Genomic DNA, 17182 nt, shown 5'->3' on the forward strand with positions numbered 1-17182 from the left:
GTTGGTTTATTCCCCGCCTTTTTAGTTTATTCCTTGTTTTGCCGGGGGGCCGTTCGGCCGGGGGGGGTAATGGCGGGGGGGCCCGGGCGCGGGGGCCCCGCGCCCGGGCACCGCCCCGGGATCAGACCCGGACCCCGATGGGGCGAGGGTCACCCCATCAAGAGTTGACGCAGGTGTTGCCGAAGGTGGGGTTGAGCAGCCCGACCACGGAGATCGCGTTGCCGCACACGTTCACCGGCACGTGAACGGGCACCTGGATGACATTGCCCGAAATCACACCGGGAGAGCCCACAGCGGCACCATGGGCACCGGCGTCGGCCACGGCGACGCCCGCGCCGGCGAGCACGAGGCCACTCGTGGCAGCCGCAGCAGCGACGACCTTCTTGATCATTATTCCTCCTTGTTGGCAATGCGGTCCCAGCCGCGGACCGCATCACCTGTAACGAGGAGGGGAGAGTGGGGCTACGACTCCGGCGCCCCATTCACTCCTTCCAGTCGAGCACGCACACAATATCGATTATGCGAGTATTCGCATGACTTTCTCGGACCCCAGCCGGCCCGGATCAACTGTGGTCGATAAATCGGTCGAGTACGCGAACACCGAACTTCAGACCGTCGACGGGGACCCGCTCGTCCACGCCGTGGAACATTCCGGCGAAGTCCAGCTCGGGCGGCAGCTTGAGCGGCGCGAAACCGAAGCAGCGGATGCCGAGGTCGTCGAAGGACTTGGCGTCGGTGCCCCCGGAGAGCATGTACGGGACCGCGCGGGCGATCGGGTCCTCGGCCTTCAGCGCGATCTGCATCGCGTCCACCAGGTCGCCGTCGAACCCGGTCTCCAGCGCCTTGTCCCCGTGGACGTCCTCACGCCGCACCCGCGGCCCGAGCAGCCGGTCGAGGTCGGCCAGGAACTCGTCCTCGTACCCCGGCAGAAAGCGACCGTCGACGTGGGCGGTCGCCTGCCCGGGGATGACATTGACCTTGTAGCCGGCACCGAGCATGGTCGGCGCCGCGGAGTTGCGCAGCGTCGCGCCGATCATCTTGGCGATGCCGCCGAGCTTGGCGAGGGTGGCGTCCATGTCCTCGGGGTCGAGCGGGGTACCGAGCGCGTCGGAGAGCTCGTCCAGGAAGGACCGTACGGTCTTGGTCATCCGCACCGGCCACTTGTGGCGGCCGAGCCGGCCGACGGCCTCGCACAGCTCGGTGATGGCGTTGTCGTCGTTGGTCATGGAGCCGTGCCCGGCGGTGCCGTCGACGGTCAGCCGCATCCAGTGCATCCCCTTCTGCGCCGTCTCCACGAGATACAGCCGCAGGTTCTCGTTGACGGTGAAGGAGAAGCCGCCGACCTCGCCGATGGCCTCGTTGACGCCCTCGAAGAGGTCCGGGTGCTTGTCGACCAGATACCGCGCGCCGTAGGTGCCGCCCGCCTCCTCGTCGGCGAGGAAGGCCAGCACGATGTCGCGCGGGGGCTTGCGACCGCTGCGCAGCCGGTCCCGTACGACAGCGAGCGTCATCGCGTCCATGTCCTTCATGTCGACGGCGCCGCGCCCCCAGACGCAGCCGTCGGCGATCTCACCGGAGAAGGGGTGGTGCGTCCAGTCGTCTGCGTTGGCCGGGACGACGTCGGTGTGGCCGTGGATGAGGAGCGCGGGCCGGGAGGGGTCCTCCCCCGCGATCCGGGCGACGGTGGAGGCGCGGCCCTTGTGGGACTCGATGATCCGCGGTTCGAGCCCGACCTCGGCGAGCTTCTCCGCGACGTACTCGGCGGCCAGGCGCTCCCCCGGGCCGGAGTGGTCTCCGTAGTTGCTGGTGTCGATCCGGATCAGCTCACGGCAGAGGTCGACGACCTCGTCCTCGCCCGAGACGGTACGGGCCGTGTTCGACTCGCTCACGCTGATTCCTCCCACGTTCGTTACTGGTGGTTCCTCCTCATCCTCCCGCGCCGGGCGCCGGACCCCAAGGGCGGTGGCCGGGCGTCCTGCGGATGGCATGGGTTCCGGGGGGTGGGCGTGATCGGGCACCCCCGAATGTTTGCTATGGTTTTCCACGTCGCAAGGGCGCAGGCCAACGCGGCAGACACCTTGTCCGGGTGGCGGAATGGCAGACGCGCTAGCTTGAGGTGCTAGTGCCCTTTATCGGGCGTGGGGGTTCAAGTCCCCCCTCGGACACCAGCAGGAACCCCAGTTGATCTGGGGTTTTTTGCGTTTTTGGGGTAGGGCGTGACCAGCCACGTGACCAGGGGTGGCCCGCGACGGTCGGAGACGGGGGCGGGGCAGTCGGTCGGTCACGTCGATCGGGGCGGCTCTTCAGGGGAGTCCTCGGAGGGCGTCGGGGAATCGTGCCCGGGGGTCGTGCGCAGGAGTATGAGGGTGCAGACGCCGAGGGTGAGCATGAGGAGCGCGGCGGCCAGGCCGACCGTGTTGAGGCCGTCGGTGAAGGCGTCCCGGGCCGTCGACAGCAGTTCGTCGGCGCGGGGGGCGGGCAGTTCGGCGGCGGTCGTCACGGCTCCGGTGAGGCTGTCGGCCGCCCGGGGGTCTGCTTGCGGGAGCTCCTCGGTGATCTTCGCTCCGTACACCGCCGTGACCACGCTGCCCATCACGGCCACGCCCAGCCCGATGCCCAGTTCCCCGCTGGTCTCCGCCAGCGCCGAAGCCGAGCCCGCCTTCTCCGGCGGTGCCGTGCTCACGATCAGGTCGGTGGTGAGCACGGGCAGCGGACTGATGCCCACCATGGCTATCGCGGCGCCCGTCAGGAGCAGTGGCGCCCCGTCGACGCTGTCGACCCGGCTCACCAGCGCGAATCCGGCGGCCGAGACCAGGGATCCGACCGCGAGCACGCGGATCGGGCCGATGCGCCGGCTGAGGATCGGGGCCACCAGCGAGCCGGTGACCGCGGCGAACACGACCGGGAGCATCCACAGCCCCGCGTCCAGCGGGGAGAGGCCCTCGACGAGTTGGAGGAAGTGCGGCAGGAGGTACTCCACGCCGTTGATGGCGAGCAGCCCGAGCAGCAGCAGCGCGAGGGCCACCGCGAACGCGCGGTCGCGGAAGAGCCGCAGGTCGAGCAGCGGGTGGGTCAGCCGGCGCTGGCGGCGCACGAACGCCACGGCGGCCAGTGCGCCGCCCGTCGCGGCGAGGAGGGCGATGGCGTCGGGACCGCTCGCGGCCAGGTGCTTCAGGGCGTAGACGACGGGCAGCAGGGCGGCCAGGGAGAGCGCGATGCTCGGCAGGTCGAGCCGGCCCGGGTCGGGGTCGCGGTGCTCGGGCAGCAGCACCGGACCAAAGAGCACCAGCAGGGCCATCACGGGCACGGCCAGCAGAAAGACCGAGCCCCACCAGAAGTGCTCCAGCATGGCGCCACCGACGAGCGGGCCGATGGCGACACCGACCGACATCGTCGTCATCCAGATCGCGATGGCGAGCGACCGCTGCCGGGCGTCCCGGAACATGTTGCTGATCAGCGCGAGCGTGGAGGGCATCAGAGTGGCTCCGGCGATGCCCAGCAGGGCGCGGCTCGCGATGAGCGTCTCGGCGGTGGGGGCGTACGCGGTGAGCACCGAGGCGACCGCGAACACGGCTCCGCCGATCAGCAGCAGCCGGCGTCGGCCGATCCGGTCGCCGATCGTGCCCATGGTGACGAGGAAGCCTGCGATCAGGAACCCGTAGATGTCCATGATCCATAGCGCTTGGGTGTCGCTCGGACGCAGCTCGGCGGCGAGGCGGGGGGCGGCGAGGAAGAGCACGCTGACGTCCAGGGCCAGCACCAGGAGCGGGAGGGTGAGAACCGTCAGGCCGATCCACTCCCTGGGTCCGGCTCGGCCGGTGGAGCGGGTCGGGGTGGCGTGCGGTCGCATGGCGATCTCCTCGGCGGGATGGGGGGGCGCCCAGGATGCGGGCCCGCGGTTCCGGAAGTGTTTCGGCCGGAGTGGGCGGGAGGCCGGAGTGGGTGGGCGGCCGGGGCGCGGGAGGGGTTTCCCGGCCGAGACTGCCGGGGGGCACCCGACCCGGCGTGCTGTCCCCCGGGGTTGGAAGGGAATTCCCGCGGTGATGGGCTATCCGCGAGGGATTGGCGATTCCGATTCGATCGACGGTTTCGGTGAGGTCGCCCTATCACGGACTGAGGAATCATCAGATATCCGTAAAGGGCCGGTAAGATATGCGGTTTGAGCGTCATGGGACGCCTCATCAAGGGAGGGGAATCCGTGCGTCGTTTTCTGTCCGCGCTGACGGCCGTATGTGCCCTGATAGCCGGTCTGACCGTGCTGTCGGCACCTGCGGCCCGGGCCACGGCCACCGATGGGATCGCTTCATCGGCGGGCCAGAAGTGGGCCCTTAAGTCGCTGGCACCGAACACTCTCAAATACGTTTCCATCGCGGCGGACGGGAGGATGGCGGCCGTCAGTGCGCAGGTCGGGCCCGCCGAGACATTCACCCTGCACACCAATCAGAAGGCGGGGACGATCGGTCTGCGGTCCGATCTCAGGGAACTCTTCGCCACCGCGGAGTTCGGATACACCACCGATAACGGCGCGATGCGGGTACGGGGCACCAGCCTCGGCCAGTGGCAGCAGTTCGTTCCCACCTACTCGGCGGCGCCCGCGGGCTCTCGCCCCGGATCGTTCACGGTCACCCTGCGGTCCGCCGCCGTGGATCACGCGACCAAGTACATCAGCGTCAACGCCGCCGCCGGTGGCGACGGGCGTCTCAGGGCCCGCGTGGTGACTGTGCCCGTCGGCTCGTGGGAGCGTTTCCTGCTGGAGCCGCTGGCCGCCCCGGGCGCCCCGCCCGCGGCCGATTCGCCCGTGGCCGCCGCCGACCTCCGGACGATGACCTGGAACGTCTGCGCCAACAACACGAAATGCGGCTGGGACCCCCAGGGACTCGTCCACAAGGGTCTCGCGGGCGAGACCGAACTCGTCGCCGAGATCCAGGGCCGACTGCGGCACTCCCCGTCCGACGAACTGCCGGACGTCGTCTTCTTGCAGGAATTCTGTGAGAAGCACGCCGCGCCGGTCGAGCGGATGCTGGAACAGGCCACCGGGCGGGGGTGGAGTGTGCGGTTCGCCCCCATCAATCAGCGCATGATCGACGCCGTTGGCGCGCCGAGCGGCCCGCTGGTTCAGAAGCAGTGCGCAATGATCGGGCCCGAGAAGCAGGATCGGGGGGCCTATGGAGTCGCGCTGGCCGTACCGGCGGAGAATGTCTGGTATCAACGCTACGACCTCGTATCGCCGCTACCGACCGTGGGTAAAGAGGAACTTGAGCAGCGCACCGCCCTCTGTGCCGCGCTGCCGGCCCGTGCCCTTCAGGTCTGCTCCACGCATTTCAGCGCGGGCGACGACGACGCGCAGGGCAGTGTGCGTACCCAGCAGGCACTGGACCTGATGGCGCATATGAACAAGGCAGGTCCCGGATATCGCACGGTATTCGGTGGCGATCTGAACCTCGTGCCGCCCCACCCATCGGCCGATGTCGGCAACGGCGGACCGAGCACCGCTCTGATACCCGTCTACGACGCGTACCGGGAATGCGAACAGCTCAACAATCCGAACGCGTTGCGCGCCGGCCGCGCGACCGCGAATTTCACGGCCACGCCGCCCAAGCTGCCCACGCCGATGAAGCTCGATTATCTCTTCGGCCCGTCAAACGCGGACTTCCGCGACTGCCAGGTCTCCGCGTCGACCGGTAAATCGGACCACGCGACGCTCTACGGGACCGTGGCACTGCCGGCCGTCTGACCGGAAGCGCCCGGGGCCGAAGCAGCGCTTGACCGGGGGCCGGGGCGAAGCAGCGCCTGACGGGGGCGCCTGCCGTCGAGGAAGCCGTCGTACCCACGGGTGCGGCGGCTTCCGGCGGGTGAGCTTAGGCTGGTGGGATGCGGTTCGGGGTGCTCGGTCCCCTTCAGGTGTGGACCAACGACGGGGAGCCGGTGCGTGTCCCGGAGCGGAAGGTCCGCGCGCTGCTGGCCGATCTGCTGGCGCACGACGGCCGCCCGGCCCCGGCCGACCGGCTGATCGACGATCTCTGGACCGGGACACCGCCCGTCGAACCCACCCGGGTACTGCGCAGCAAGGTCTCCCAGTTACGGCGGGCCCTGGAGGACGGTGAGCCGGGCGGGCGGGAGTTGGTCGTGGCCACGCCGGCCGGATACCGGCTCGCCGTAGGTCCGGAGGCGGTGGACGCCGGGCGGTTCCGCGACCTCGCCGCGCTGGGCCGGTCCGCCCGTTCGGCGGCGGCCGGGGCGGCGCGGTTCGCCGACGCGCTCGGGCTGTGGCGCGGGCCCGCGTACGCGGAGTTCGCCGACGAGCCCTTCGCCCGCGCCGCGATCGGACGGCTGACGGAGGAGTGGCTCACCGCCACCGAGGACCATGCCCTGGTCCGGCTGGCACTGGGTGAGCATCACGCGCTGGTGGGCGAAGTGGCCGAGCTGGTCGACCGTCATCCCCTGCGGGAGCGGTTGCGGGGTGTGCGGATGCGGGCGCTGTACCGCGCGGGACGGCAGAGCGAGGCCCTGGCGGCTTATCACGAGGCGCGGCGGCTGCTCGCCGATGAGCTGGGACTCGATCCCGGTCCGGAACTCGCGGCGCTGTACGAGGCGATCCTCCGCCACGATCCCGCCCTGGCCCCGGCCGCCCCACCGCCACCCGCCCTGGCCCCGGCCGCCCCGCCAACTGCCCGCCCGGCCCGGCCGGGTGCCCGGCTGCCGACTCCGCTCACCGATCTGATCGGTCGCGCGAGTGCCGTGACCGATGTGCTCGCGGATCTGGGCGGCGGGCGCCTCGTCACCCTCACCGGCCCCGGTGGCGTCGGTAAGACCCGGCTGGCGCTGGAGGTCGCGCACCGGCTGATCGCCGCGTACGACGAGGTGGCCCTGGTCGAGCTGGGTTCACTCGACCGGACCGGCCCCGTCGCCGACGCGGTGCTGGCGGAGTTCGGCGTACGCGACGACACCCGCGCCACCGGCGCCCGGCCCCCGGTCAGTCCGGTCGAACGGCTCTCCGCCGCGCTCGCCGGACGGACCGTACTGCTCGTACTGGACAACTGCGAGCATCTCGCCGGTCCCGTGGCCGAACTGGCCGCCGCCCTGGTGCGGGCCACGCCCAGCCTGCGGATTCTCGTCACCAGTCAGGAGCCGCTCCGGGTGCCGGGCGAACGGGTGCGCGTCGTCGGGCCGCTGCCGGATCCGGACGCCGCCGAGCTGTTCCGGGTCCGGGCCGCGCACGCCGCGCCGGGGGTCCGGATCGACGCGCACCCGGCGGCGGTCGCGGAGATCTGTCGACGGTTGGACGGCCTGCCGCTCGCCCTGGAGTTGGCCGCGACCCGGGTGGGCCCGCTCGGGATCGTCGAACTCGCCGCCCGGCTGGGCGACCGGTTCCGACTGCTCGCCACCGAGGGGCGGGGCGTCCGGGCCGAGCACCGAACGCTGCGGGCCGTGATCGACTGGAGTTGGGGGCTGCTGGACGGCCCGGAGCGGACGGTGCTGCGCCGGCTCGCGGTGCACGCCGACGGCTGCGATCTCGCCGGTGCCGAGGCGGTGTGCGCCGATCCGGCCCCGGAGGGCGCGCCGGACGGCTCCCTGTGGCGGGACGGTGCGGACGACGGGTCGGTCCACCGCGCGGATGTCGCCGATCTGCTCGCCCGGCTGGTCGAACGTTCCCTGGTCGTGGCCGTCCCCACGCCCGACGGTATGCGCTACCGGCTGCTGGAGTCCGTCGCCGCTTACGGTCGCGAACGTCTCGCCGAGACCGGTGAGTCGGCCCTCGTACGACATCGGCACCGACGGCACCGGATCAACCTGGCCGAGCGGGCCGCGCCGCGGCTGCGCGGGCGGGAGCAGCGACGGTGGCTCCGGCTGTTGGACAAGGAGACCCCCGAGCTACGGGCGGCGCTGGACAGTGCGGTCCGGGACGGGGACGTCTCCGGTGCGCTCCGGCTGGTCGACGCGCTCGGTTGGTACTGGTATCTGCGCGGGCGCCTCGGGGAGGCACGTCGGTCGCTGGACGTCGCGCTCGCCGCCGTACCCGGCGCGGATCCCGGTGCCGGCCCGCCAGCGGGTCCGCTGGCCGGTCCGCTGGCGGGCGCGACGGTGTGGCGGGCCGGGGTCGGGATCGTGCTCGGCGAGGCCGCCCCGTCGGGCCGGACCGCACGGACCGCGCTGGCCGCACTCGCCGCGTACGACGGTGTCGACGCGCCGGCCGGGCTGGCCGGGCTGGCCGGGCTGGCCAGGGCCCAGTGGTATCTGGCCTCGCTGCTCGCCTTCGACGATCTGCCCACCGGCGAGCACCTCGCCGACCGGGCACTGTCCGCGTTCGACGCGCTGGCGGACACCTGGGGCACGGCGGCGGCGCTGAGCACCCGGGCCCGGCAGCGGCTGACGCGCGGTGAGCTGGCGGCGGCCCGCCGCGACGGCGAGCGCGCCCTCGCCCTGTTCGACGGGCTCGGCGATGACTGGGGTCGCCTCCAGGTGATGCCGACGCTCGGTTCCCTGGCCGAGATCGCGGGCTCGTACGACGTGTCCGCCCGGCTGCACCGGGAGGGCACCCGGGTCGCCGAGGAGCTGGGGCTCTGTACCGAGATGTCGTACCAACTGTCCGGGCTGGCCAGGGTCACCCTGCTCGCCGGGGACGTTGACCGCGCCGACGAACTCCACGGGATGGCCGGACAGCTCGCCGTCGAGCACTCGGACCGGTTCGGGCAGCACCTCGCCGAGCTGGGGCTCGGCATCGGGGCTCGGCGGCGCGGTGACTGGGACGCGGCCGAACGGTATCTGCGCCGCTGTCTGGTCCGGACCCGGGAGCGCGGCGCTGGCCCGACCGTCCCGCTCGTCCTCGCCGAGCTGGGCTTCGTCGCCGAACTACGGGGCGACGCCGGGGCGGCGGCCGCCCTGCACCAGGAGGGCCTGACGGCGGCTCGGACCGTACGGGACCCCCGGGCGGTGGCGCTCGCACTGGAGGGGCTCGCGGGCGCGGCGGCGATCGGCGGGGCGCCCGGGGAGGCGGCCCGGCTGCTGGGGGCCGCGACGGCGGCCCGGGAGTCGGTGGGGGCTCCGCTGCCCCCGGGTGGCCGGGGCGATGTGGACCGGATCACGGCGACGGTGCGGCGGGCGCTGGGCGAGGAGGCGTACGACAGCGCCTTCCGAACCGGACGGGCGGACGGCGAGCGCGCCCCGGACCGGGTCCACCGCAGACCAGGACCAGGACCAGAAGCCGGAGTCGAGGTGGGGACGGGGGCGGGGTAGCCGTCCGGTCGAGCGGGCGCTGGGCGAGGAGGCGTACGACGGCGCCTTCCGAACCGGACGAGCGGACGGCGGACCAGGCGGGCGGCGGACCAGGAGCAGGAGTGGGAGTCGGGGCGGGGTAGCCGTCCGTCCGCGGCGGGGGCCGGCGCTCCGTGCCTGTTCAGGGCGGACATCCGGGCCGGTACAGGGCATACAGTCGGGCCGGTGAGACGCAGACCCAAGGCTCCCCCCTCCCCCCTCGCCCAGCGCGACGGCATCGACCCGGTACGCCTCCGGCTGCCCGAGGACACGGAGGGGGCCTGGCGGACCGTCGCCGATCATCTGCGCGCCCGGTACGGATCGGAGCGGGCCGACGCGCTGTTCCGGGAGGGGCGGATCGTCTCCGTCGACGGACCCGTCGCCGCCGACGAGCCGTATGCGGCGGGGCGGTATCTCTGGTTCCACCGCGAATTCGCGCCGGAGGATCGCGTCCCCTTCGAGATCGGGATCGTCCACCGGGACGAGCGGCTGCTGATCGTGGACAAGCCACATTTCCTCGCGACCACACCGCGCGGGAGCCATATCACCGAGACGGCGCAGGCCCGGCTGCGCCGTGATCTCGCGCTGCCGGAGGTCCAGCCCGCGCACCGGCTCGACCGGTTGACCGCGGGGCTGGTCCTCTGTGTCGTACGCGCCGAGGACCGGGGCGCGTACCAGGCCCTGTTCAGCGCTCGGCGGGTGCGCAAGGAGTACGAGGCGGTGGCTCCGTACGATCCGGAGGTCGAGCTTCCGCGCACCGTGCGCAGCCGGATCGTGAAGGAGCGCGGGGTGCCGGCCGCGTACGAGGAGGCGGGCGAGCCGAACAGCGAGAGCCGGATCGAGCTGCTGGAGCACCGGGCCGGCCTCGGCCGGTACCGGCTGCTGCCCACTACCGGGCGCACCCATCAACTGCGGGTCCATATGAACAGCGTCGGGCTGCCCCTCCTGGACGATCCGCTCTATCCGGATGTCCTGGAGGGGCCGCCCGGACGGCCTGAGGACTGGTCGCGCCCGCTGCAACTGCTGGCGAAGGTGCTGGCGTTCACCGATCCGGTGACCGGTGAACCGCACCGCTTCGAGAGTCGGCTGCGGCTGGCTCAGTGGCCGCGCTGAATCCACTCGTCGAGGTGCGGCGCCTCTTCGCCGACGGTGGTCGCATCACCGTGCCCCGTACGGACCACCGTGTCCGACGGCAGCGACAGCAGCCGCTGCCGGATCGAGTCGACGATCGTCGGGAAGTGGGAGAAGGAGCGGCCGGTGGCGCCGGGGCCGCCGCGGAAGAGCGTGTCCCCGGTGAAGACCGTGGACAGCTCGGGGGCGTGCAGACAGACGGCGCCCGGGGCGTGTCCCGGCGTGTGCAGGACGGTCAGTTCGACCCCGCCGACAGTGAGGACCTGACCGTCGGAGAGTTCGCCGTCGGGGGCGCGATCCGGATGCGTCTGCTTCCACAGCGGCAGATCGTCCGGGTGCAGCAGGATCGGCGCGCCGGTCGCCGCGGCGAGCGCCGGGGCCGCGTCGATGTGGTCGTTGTGCGCGTGGGTGCAGACGATCGCGCGGAGCGTACGGCCCGCCAGCGCCGCCTCGATCGCGGGCGCGTCGTGCGCGGCGTCGATGACGATGGCCTCCGTGTCGTCACCCACGATCCACACGTTGTTGTCGACGTCCCAGGTGCCGCCGTCGAGGGAGAAGGTGCCGGAGGTGACCAGGTGGTCGATGCGGATCGCCATCAGAGCCGCACCACCGAGCGGAGTACGTCACCCTCGTGCATCCGGGCGAACGCCGCCTCGACATCGCCGAGTCCGATGGTCTCGGTGACGAACGCGCCGAGGTCGATCCGGCCCTGCTGGTGGAGGTCGATCAGCATCGGGAAGTCGCGGGACGGCAGACAGTCGCCGTACCAGGAGGACTTGAGTGAGCCACCGCGTCCGAAGACGTCGAGCAGCGGCAGTTCCAGCTTCATCTCGGGGGTCGGTACGCCGACGAGGACGACGGTGCCCGCCAGATCGCGGGCGTAGAACGCCTGCTTGTACGTCTCCGGGTGGCCGACCGCCTCGATGACGACATCGGCGCCGAAGCCTCCGGTGAGTTCGCGGACGGCTTCGACGGGGTCGGTGGAGCGGGAGTTGACGGTGTGGGTCGCGCCCATCTCCTTCGCCTTCGCCAGCTTGCGGTCGTCGATGTCGACGGCGATGATCCGGGCCGCGCCCGCGAGCCGCGCGCCGACGACGGCCGCGTCTCCGACGCCACCGCAGCCGATGACGGCGACGGTGTCACCGCGGCCGACCTCGCCGGTGTTGATCGCCGCGCCGATGCCCGCCATCACTCCGCAGCCGAGGAGCCCGGCGACGGAGGCGGAGACCGCGGGGTCGACCTTGGTGCACTGGCCGGCCGCGACGAGCGTCTTCTCGGCGAAGGCGCCGATACCGAGCGCCGGGGACAGCTCGGTGCCGTCGGTCAGGGTCATCCGCTGGCGGGCGTTGTGGGTGTCGAAGCAGTACCAGGGGCGGCCGCGCCGACAGGCCCGGCAGTTCCCGCAGACGGCACGCCAGTTGAGGATGACGAAGTCGCCGGGGGCGACGTCGGTGACGTCGGGACCGACGGATTCGACCACACCGGCCGCCTCATGGCCGAGGAGGAAGGGGAAATCGTCGTTGATCCCACCCTGCTTGTAGTGCAGATCGGTGTGGCAGACGCCGCACGCCTGCACCTTCACCACGGCCTCGCCGGGTCCGGGGTCGGGGACGATGATCGTCTCCACCCGCACCGGCTCGTTCTTCCCCGGCGCGATCACACCTTGCACCTGTTGCGACATCGAAACCTGCCCTTCTTCGCACATCGGTCGACCACCACTACGGCGGGTCACGTCGTCGTGCCGCGATGGCCTGGTTGCACGTTACACACCGGGGCGTACGGTCTTGATTTCGGCCAGACCGACGGGAATGGGCCACTCCGGCGGAGCGGGCGCACCGCCCTTTCCACCCTTCGACGGCGAGGGCGCTCCCTACCTTTCGGCAGCGAGGGCGTTCACCCTGCCTCGTACGACGAACCAGCCGCCGACCAGCGCCGCCGCGATCAGGGGCAGGAACATCACCGTCGTACGGCCGATACCGCCGCCCCACCACATCAGCACGAGCACGACGGCGAGGAATACCAGGGTGACGATCTGGGTGTACGGGGCCCAGGGGAGCCGGTACGCGGGCCGGCTGAGGCGGCCTTCCTTGGCGCGCTGCCAGAACAGCAGCGAGCAGAGCATGATCATGCCCCAGGTGCCGAGGATCCCGATCGAGGCCAGGTTGAGCACGATCTCGAAGGCTTGACCGGGCATGACGAAGTTGAGTCCGACGCCCAGCACACCGAAGGCGGCCGTCAGCAGAATGCCGCCGTAGGGGACCTGGCCCTTGTTCATCCGGCCGGTGAACTTGGGCGCGGAGCCCGCCAGCGCCATGGAGCGCAGGATGCGGCCCGTCGAGTAGAGACCGGAGTTCAGGCTGGAGAGCGCGGCGGTCAGGACGACGAGGTTCATCACGCCGGCCGCCGCCGGGATACCGATCCGGTCCATGACGGTGACGAACGGGCTCTCGCTGTCGGAGTAGGCCGTGTACGGGAGCAGCAGGGCGAGCAGCGTGACCGAGCCGACGTAGAAGATGCCCACCCGCCACATGATCGAGTTGATCGCCTTCGGCATGATCTTCTCGGGGTTCTTGGTCTCACCGGCCGCGACACCGCACAGTTCGACGGAGGCGTAGGCGAAGACGACGCCCTGGATCACCAGCAGCATCGGCAGCATGCCGAGCGGGAAGACACCGTCGTTCTCCGAGAGGGTGGCGAAGCCCGGGGTGTGGCCGCCGACGTCCTGCTGGGTGACGATCAGGAAGATGCCGACGAGCATGAAGGCGACCAGTGCGGCGACCTTGACGATCGCGAACCAGAACTCCATCTCGCCGAAGTACTTCACCGAGATCAGGTTGGCGACCAGCACCACGGCGAGGGCGATCAGGGCGAGGATCCACTGCGGGATATCGCTGAACATGGCCCAGAAGTGGGCGTAGGTCGCGGCGGCGGTGATGTCGGCGACGGCGGTGGTCGACCAGTTCAGGAAGTAGAGCCAGCCGGCCGTGTAGGCGCCCTTCTCCCCCATGAACTCGCGGGCGTACGAGACGAAGGCGCCGGAGGAGGGCCGGTAGAGGACCAGCTCGCCGAGGGCACGGACGACGAAGAAGGCGAAGACACCGCAGACCGCGTAGGCGATGGCGAGCGAGGGGCCGGCGTCGGCCAGCCGGCCACCGGCGCCGAGGAAGAGTCCCGTGCCGACCGCTCCACCGATGGCGATCATGTTGATGTGGCGGGACTTCAGGTCCTTGCTGTACCCGGCGTCGCCGGCGTCCACATGGGGGGTGTCCGTCGCCGGTGGCCCGGGGCTGAGCGCTTCGGCCGCGCTGGTGCGGTCACTCATGGAGAGGTGGTTCGCCTTCGTGTGGGGGGCGTGGGTCGTCAGGCAGCCCTGGGATTGTGACAGTGGTTCCCGTCACACAGATATGGATCTGAGGTAGTTCTGAGGTTGCGGGCCAGCAAACCAAGGGCGAAGTAAACCATGGCTCACTGCGGGGCTCGCACTTGGTGGAGGGGGTGCGAGGGCGCCCAGCCCGGCGGGGGGTGCGCGGCGGGGGCGCTGCCCCCCGGCGGGGGGTGCGTTGTCCGGCGCGCGACAGGACCCGTCGTACAGCAGGTCCGTCGTACAGCAGGTCCGTCGTACAGCGGGCCCGTCGTACAGCGGGCCCGTCGTACCGCAGGCCCGCGCCCGGCCGAGTGCCGCCCGTCGTTCCGTGGGCCCGTGCGTCGGGGCCCGTCGTTCAGTGCGCCGGGTCGGGCGCGAGTACGTCCAGCTCGGCGAGGGCGCCGACGGCGATCTGGCGGGTGATCTCCTCGGCCCGCGCCGCGTCACCCTCCCGTACCGCCTCGGCGACCTGGACGTGCAGCGTCACGGCGGCCGGGTCCGGGTCGTCGAACATCACCTGGTGGTGGGTACGCCCGGCCAGGACCTCGGCCACCACGTCCCCGAGGCGGGCGAACATCTCATTGCCGGAGGCGTTGAGCACCACCCGGTGGAAGGCGATGTCGTGCCGGAGGTAGTCCTCCAGCCGGTGTCCGCGCGAGGTGGCGACCATGCCCAGGGCGCATTCGGTCAGCTCGGCGCATTGCGCGGGGGTGGCGTTGCGGGCGGCGAGGCCCGCCGCGATCGGCTCGACGGCGGAGCGGAGCACGGTCAGCGACCGTAGCTGGCGGGGGCGGTCGGTGCCGGCCAGCCGCCAGCGGATGACACGCGGGTCGTAGACGTTCCACTCGTCGAGGGCGCGCACCGTGACGCCGACCCGGCGCCGGGACTCCACCAGCCGCATCGACTCCAGGACCCGGACCACCTCACGGACGACCGTGCGCGAGACGTCGAAGCGCTGGGCGATCTCGTCGGTGCGCAACACGCTGCCCTGTGGATTCTCGCCCGCGGTGATCGCGAGACCGAGCGTGTCCAGGACATGTGTGTGGAGGCCCTGCGTGGGGAGATCCTGGCCCGCTGTGGTCATGGGGCAAGGGTACGGGGCGGGGTTGGGGAACAAAAAGTATGACGTTTAGGTCTCAGCCTCTTGAATAAGTCGTACCTAATGGGTTTCAGTATCGCGATGGCCCGATGTCGACACCGTCGTCGGCAGTCGGTGTGACGGAGACAGCGAGGCATGTGATGAGCACCCCCCACGTCGTCGTGGTGATGGGCGTGGCAGGAACCGGCAAGACCACGATCGGTCCCCTGCTCGCCGACGCACTGGGCGTTCCCTACGCCGAGGGCGACGACTTCCATCCCCCCGCCAACATCGCGAAGATGTCGGCCGGCACCCCGCTGGACGATGACGACCGCTGGCCCTGGCTCGACGCGATCGGGCAGTGGGCCCACGGTCGGCACGGGCTCGGCGGAGTCGTCTCCAGCTCCGCCCTCAAGCGCGCCTACCGGGACCGGCTGCGGGCCGCCGCCCCGGACGCCCTCTTCCTTCACCTCACCGGTGACCGTGAGCTGATCGAGCGGCGGATGACCGGGCGCAAGGGGCACTTCATGCCCACCAAGCTGCTCGACTCGCAGTTCGCCACCCTCCAGCCGCTGGAGGAGGACGAAGCGGGCGTCGCCGTCGATGTCTCCGGCTCCCCCGAGGACATCACGGAGCGGGCCGCCGCGGCGCTGCGCGCGCTCGACGCCTGAGCCCGGCCCCGTAGCGGATCCCCCGCCCGTACGCGGGACTGGTCGCGACCCGGCCCCGTACGCAGGACCGGTCAGGCCCCACACCGCACCAGAGGCGGTCGGGCCCGTCCCGCACCAGGACCGGTCGGGCCCGTCCCGTACCGCATCCCCAACCCGTACCGATTCCCTAAGGAACCACCGTGACCAGTCTCAGTGTCGAGATGCTGGCAGCGGACGCCACAGCGCCGATCACCTCGGCCGGCAACGCCCAGCTCGGCATCGCCGTCCTCGCGGGCATCGCCGTCATCGTCCTGCTCATCACCAAGTTCAAACTCCACGCTTTCCTGGCGCTGACCATCGGGTCACTGGCGCTCGGAGCGTTCGCCGGAGCCCCGCTCGGCAAGGCCATCGAGTCCTTCTCCAAGGGCCTCGGCTCCACTGTCGCCGGAGTGGGCGTACTGATCGCGCTCGGTGCGATCCTGGGCAAGCTGCTCGCCGATTCGGGCGGTGGCGACCAGATCGTGGACACGATCCTCGCGAAGGCGAACGGGCGCACCATGCCCTGGGCGATGGTGCTGATCGCCTCGGTGATCGGGCTGCCGCTCTTCTTCGAGGTCGGCATCGTGCTGCTGATCCCGGTGGTCCTGATGGTGGCCAAGCGCGGTAACTACTCGCTGATGCGGATCGGTATCCCGGCCCTGGCCGGTCTGTCGGTGATGCACGGTCTGATCCCGCCGCACCCCGGCCCACTCGTCGCGATCGACGCCCTCGGCGCCAACCTCGGTGTGACGCTGGCGCTCGGTGTGCTGGTCTCGATCCCGACGGTGATCATCGCGGGTCCCGTCTTCGCCAAGTACGCGGCTCGCTGGGTGGACATCCCGGCGCCCGAGAAGATGATCCCGGCGCGTCCGTCCGAGGACCTGGAGCACCGCCCCAGCTTCGGCGCCACCGTCTTCACCGTGCTGCTGCCCGTCGTGCTGATGCTGTCCAACGCGCTGGTCGAGATCGTCATCGACGACCCCGAGAACCAGGTGCAGAAGATCACGGACGTCATCGGCTCGCCGCTGATCGCGCTGCTCGCCGCCGTGCTCGTGGGCCTGTTCACGCTGGGCCGCGCGGCCGGGTTCACCAAGGACCGGATCTCGTCCACGGTCGAGAAGTCGCTCGCCCCGATCGCAGGCGTGCTGATGATCGTCGGCGCCGGTGGTGGCTTCAAGCAGACCCTGATCGACGTCGGTGTGGGCCAGATGATCCTGGACATATCCGAGAACTGGTCGATTCCGACCCTGCTGCTGGCCTGGCTGATCGCGGTGGCCATCCGGCTGGCGACCGGTTCGGCGACGGTGGCGACGATCTCCGCGGCCGGTCTGGTCGCTCCGCTCGCCGCTGGTATGTCGACCACCGAGTCGGCGCTGCTGGTGCTGGCGATCGGCGCCGGTTCGCTCTTCTTCAGCCATGTCAACGACGCCGGGTTCTGGCTGGTGAAGGAGTACTTCGGCATGACGGTCGGCCAGACGCTCAAGACCTGGTCGGTGATGGAGACCATCATCTCGGTCGTCGGCATCGTCTTCGTGCTGCTGCTGTCGCTGGTGCTGTAGCGGTCCGCTGCTGACGGCTGCCCCTGGCGGTCGACGGTCGGCAGCGGGTCCTCGGCGGCGGTCTTCCGTCCGTACTTTCGGTGGTTCGTTAGCGGTTCGGTAGTGGTTT

The 17182-nt window shown here is 70.9% G+C and carries 12 protein-coding genes and 1 tRNA gene; 6 read left to right on the top strand and 7 right to left on the bottom strand.

Going from position 1 to position 17182, the window contains the following annotated elements; genetic code table 11:
• Window positions 1–157: 157 nt before the first annotated feature.
• A complete protein-coding gene (locus ACH4S7_RS26620; RefSeq protein ID WP_398523816.1) occupies window positions 158–391 on the bottom strand; it encodes a chaplin in 234 nt (77 codons plus the stop codon).
• Window positions 392–563: 172 nt separating this feature from the next.
• The gene (locus tag ACH4S7_RS26625; RefSeq protein WP_398523817.1) at window positions 564–1889 is read right to left on the bottom strand and encodes a M20/M25/M40 family metallo-hydrolase; all 1326 of its coding nucleotides are present in this window, start codon (window positions 1887–1889) and stop codon (window positions 564–566) included.
• Window positions 1890–2080: 191 nt separating this feature from the next.
• Here ACH4S7_RS26625 and ACH4S7_RS26630 point away from each other — a divergent pair.
• A tRNA-Leu gene (locus ACH4S7_RS26630) sits at window positions 2081–2168 on the top strand.
• A gap of 113 nt (window positions 2169–2281) precedes the next feature.
• On the opposite strand, the gene ACH4S7_RS26635 is transcribed toward ACH4S7_RS26630, so the two are convergent.
• Window positions 2282–3850, bottom strand: a complete 1569-nt coding sequence (locus tag ACH4S7_RS26635; RefSeq protein ID WP_398523818.1) for an MFS transporter — start codon at window positions 3848–3850, stop codon at window positions 2282–2284.
• Window positions 3851–4198: 348 nt separating this feature from the next.
• Between ACH4S7_RS26635 and ACH4S7_RS26640 the strand changes: the two genes are divergently transcribed.
• The 3 genes from ACH4S7_RS26640 to ACH4S7_RS26650 all read left to right on the top strand — a co-directional run bounded on the left by ACH4S7_RS26640 (window position 4199) and on the right by ACH4S7_RS26650 (window position 10365).
• A complete protein-coding gene (locus tag ACH4S7_RS26640; RefSeq protein WP_398523819.1) occupies window positions 4199–5734 on the top strand; it encodes an endonuclease/exonuclease/phosphatase family protein in 1536 nt (511 codons plus the stop codon).
• Between the two features lie 137 nt (window positions 5735–5871).
• Window positions 5872–9234, top strand: coding sequence for an AfsR/SARP family transcriptional regulator (locus ACH4S7_RS26645; protein ID WP_398523820.1), 3363 nt, complete (start codon window positions 5872–5874; stop codon window positions 9232–9234).
• A gap of 204 nt (window positions 9235–9438) precedes the next feature.
• Window positions 9439–10365, top strand: a complete 927-nt coding sequence (locus tag ACH4S7_RS26650) for a pseudouridine synthase (RefSeq protein WP_398523821.1) — start codon at window positions 9439–9441, stop codon at window positions 10363–10365.
• Here the strand turns inward: ACH4S7_RS26650 and ACH4S7_RS26655 are convergent.
• From ACH4S7_RS26655 to ACH4S7_RS26670, 4 genes are all read right to left on the bottom strand, one after another.
• Window positions 10350–10979 (bottom strand): MBL fold metallo-hydrolase, encoded by a 630-nt coding sequence (locus ACH4S7_RS26655; RefSeq protein WP_398523822.1) that lies wholly within the window; start codon window positions 10977–10979, stop codon window positions 10350–10352. The genes ACH4S7_RS26650 and ACH4S7_RS26655 overlap by 16 nt on opposite strands.
• A complete protein-coding gene (locus ACH4S7_RS26660) occupies window positions 10979–12064 on the bottom strand; it encodes an S-(hydroxymethyl)mycothiol dehydrogenase (protein ID WP_398523823.1) in 1086 nt (361 codons plus the stop codon). Before ACH4S7_RS26660 ends, ACH4S7_RS26655 begins: the two co-directional genes overlap by 1 nt.
• 189 nt (window positions 12065–12253) lie before the next feature.
• Window positions 12254–13705, bottom strand: a complete 1452-nt coding sequence (locus ACH4S7_RS26665) for an amino acid permease (RefSeq protein ID WP_398523824.1) — start codon at window positions 13703–13705, stop codon at window positions 12254–12256.
• Window positions 13706–14102: 397 nt separating this feature from the next.
• On the bottom strand, window positions 14103–14831 hold the full coding sequence (locus ACH4S7_RS26670) for a FadR/GntR family transcriptional regulator (RefSeq protein WP_398523825.1): 729 nt from the start codon (window positions 14829–14831) through the stop codon (window positions 14103–14105).
• A 155-nt stretch (window positions 14832–14986) separates the two neighbouring features.
• Between ACH4S7_RS26670 and ACH4S7_RS26675 the strand changes: the two genes are divergently transcribed.
• Together ACH4S7_RS26675 and ACH4S7_RS26680 are read left to right on the top strand one after the other, a co-directional pair.
• Entirely contained in the window at window positions 14987–15496 is a 510-nt protein-coding gene (locus tag ACH4S7_RS26675; RefSeq protein ID WP_398523826.1) for a gluconokinase, read from the top strand.
• Between the two features lie 179 nt (window positions 15497–15675).
• A complete protein-coding gene (locus ACH4S7_RS26680) occupies window positions 15676–17073 on the top strand; it encodes a gluconate:H+ symporter (protein ID WP_398523827.1) in 1398 nt (465 codons plus the stop codon).
• Window positions 17074–17182 lie beyond the last annotated feature (109 nt).

The organism is Streptomyces sp. NPDC020965, assembly GCF_044333555.1.
In the GTDB taxonomy this organism is placed as follows: Bacteria; Actinomycetota; Actinomycetes; order Streptomycetales; family Streptomycetaceae; genus Streptomyces.

Excerpts from the sequence above, each read along its gene's own strand:
- ACH4S7_RS26660 (WP_398523823.1), bottom strand. The coding sequence starts at position 12,064 with ATGTCGCAACAGGTGCAAGGTGTGATCGCGCCGGGGAAGAACGAGCCG.
- ACH4S7_RS26665 (WP_398523824.1), bottom strand. The coding sequence starts at position 13,705 with ATGAGTGACCGCACCAGCGCGGCCGAAGCGCTCAGCCCCGGGCCACCG.
- ACH4S7_RS26645 (WP_398523820.1), top strand. The coding sequence starts at position 5,872 with ATGCGGTTCGGGGTGCTCGGTCCCCTTCAGGTGTGGACCAACGACGGG.
- ACH4S7_RS26675 (WP_398523826.1), top strand. The coding sequence starts at position 14,987 with ATGAGCACCCCCCACGTCGTCGTGGTGATGGGCGTGGCAGGAACCGGC.
- ACH4S7_RS26635 (WP_398523818.1), bottom strand. The coding sequence starts at position 3,850 with ATGCGACCGCACGCCACCCCGACCCGCTCCACCGGCCGAGCCGGACCC.
- ACH4S7_RS26620 (WP_398523816.1), bottom strand. The coding sequence starts at position 391 with ATGATCAAGAAGGTCGTCGCTGCTGCGGCTGCCACGAGTGGCCTCGTG.
- ACH4S7_RS26670 (WP_398523825.1), bottom strand. The coding sequence starts at position 14,831 with ATGACCACAGCGGGCCAGGATCTCCCCACGCAGGGCCTCCACACACAT.
- ACH4S7_RS26655 (WP_398523822.1), bottom strand. The coding sequence starts at position 10,979 with ATGGCGATCCGCATCGACCACCTGGTCACCTCCGGCACCTTCTCCCTC.